Annotated in this window: 2 protein-coding genes; both read right to left on the bottom strand. The window is 66.3% G+C overall.

The window, feature by feature from the left end; all coding sequences use genetic code 11:
* Window positions 1–81: 81 nt before the first annotated feature.
* Window positions 82–534 carry a hypothetical protein gene (locus tag V9U70_RS26800; protein WP_336679358.1) on the bottom strand — a complete coding sequence of 151 codons (453 nt, stop codon included), beginning with the start codon at window positions 532–534 and terminating at the stop codon, window positions 82–84.
* 29 nt (window positions 535–563) lie between these two features.
* Window positions 564–890: a hypothetical protein gene (locus tag V9U70_RS26795; protein ID WP_266071625.1), complete on the bottom strand. Its 327-nt coding sequence runs from the start codon at window positions 888–890 to the stop codon at window positions 564–566.
* Between the last annotated feature and the right edge of the window lie 351 nt (window positions 891–1,241).

The following is a 1,241-nucleotide window of genomic DNA, read 5'->3' as shown; positions in this document are numbered from 1 at the left end:
TTGCTCTCACCGGGCAATACGTCGAAGGCCCCCGCAGCTCGCTGCGGGGGCCTTCGACGTTGACCAGCTGTCGACCGGTGGTCAGATCTGCACCACGTGCACGTCCTGGGCATCCAGTGCCTTGAGATAGGTGTCGAGGTCTGCCGGATCACTGGTGAAGACCACAGCACTGCCGTGTCGGGCGGCTGTGAGAGCCACCAGGGCATCCACAGCGTCCGGCCGCTTCTTCGGGGGCAACTCTGCCGAACCGAGTGCGCTTCCGATGCGGTGCCATTCGGTGATGTCCGGACCGGTGGCGCACGTAATGCATGCCGTCTGCCCCACGCTGGTGGGGCGCATGGCCGGGACCGAACTACGAGCCTGAGGCACCGTGCAATCCTTCATCACCCCGGCCAGGGCAAGCACCGTGGCGGGGCTGGGCCGCCAGACTTGCGCGAGTACCGGTCCGAGCACGAGCGCCCGATGCGGTGTCTCCCGGAGACCGGCGTGCAGACGCACCGCCTTCGCCTTGCGGTCCGCGAGCGCGATCAGCATGCCGGTGTCGTAGACCGGCACCCGGACAGTCACGCCGCGTTACCGGACCGGGTAGCAGGACCCTCGGCACCATAGATGAGCCCCATAGCCTCCTGCACCTCCTGCCGCTCCTGCTCCGTGAGGTCGTCGTCGGCGACTTCAGGCAGCGGGGCCAGTGCGGCAGCCTCCGCCTCAGCTGCCGCGATCACCGCGTCAAGTCGGGCGAACTGAGCCTCCGCCGCTTCCGCCTCGGCCATCTGCCGGGTCGCAGCGTTAACGAGGTAGGCGGACACATCCATTCCAGCCCGCTCCGCGTGGGTCCGAATGCGCTCGGCATGCTCACTGTCCAGGCTGATGCTGATTCTCGTCTTCGGCATACCAGCAGTGTATGACGCGTATTACGACTCCGCCAAGCATTCCGCCCGCGCAGGGCCGACAGGCCGAGCCGCCCTGACTCGACCACGACCGTCCGAACTCTGTCCGACAAGGCTCATGGTCTCAGTTCCGGTCTCATTCACCTCTGTACGGTGCCATCCGAATGTGCGGCGGCTTCCTGAACCGTCGCAGGTCCTTACGCACCTGACCGTCTCCGGACCGCCGGACGAAGACTTGGAAAGCGTGTTGGGGGCAACCCCTCACGAGTTCGCATCTCGTATCCTCCGCCGTTGCTCTCACCGGGCAATACGTCGAAGGCCCCCGCAGCTCGCTGCGGGGGCCTTCGACGTTGA

Source organism: Streptomyces pratensis (genome assembly GCF_037137275.1).
In the GTDB taxonomy this organism is placed as follows: Bacteria; Actinomycetota; Actinomycetes; order Streptomycetales; family Streptomycetaceae; genus Streptomyces; species Streptomyces pratensis_B.
Note: the sequence above shows the minus strand (reverse complement) of the source record. Positions and strands in the feature narration are given on the sequence as shown.